The sequence below is a fragment of the Psychromonas aquatilis genome (assembly GCF_038155185.1).
Lineage (GTDB): Bacteria > Pseudomonadota > Gammaproteobacteria > Enterobacterales > Psychromonadaceae > Psychromonas > Psychromonas aquatilis.
In genome coordinates, this window is sequence record NZ_JBAKAZ010000257.1 from 1 (window position 1) to 232 (window position 232).

Below are 232 nucleotides of genomic sequence, written 5' to 3' on the forward strand. Positions count from 1 at the left end.
AATAATAGAGGCATGGTTTAGTGCTTTTAAAATATGTCCTTTAACATTTTCTTTTACTGCAACGCGTGTAAAGTAAGCCGGTAACGATTCAAATTCTGGAATGGCTAATAGCAATTCACCCTGTTGTGCTTCGCGTACGGTTGAGTTTAAATCAAAAGCGGTTAACAGTGAGTTCGTCGGTAAATTTTTTTTGTTTGAAACAGTTGCGTATGCTATAAAAGTTAATGCAGAT

The 232-nt window shown here is 35.8% G+C and carries 1 pseudogene; it reads right to left on the minus strand.

What is annotated here, in order from left to right:
* Positions 1–232, minus strand: a pseudogene (locus V6256_RS15500) (LysM peptidoglycan-binding domain-containing protein); the annotation flags it as partial.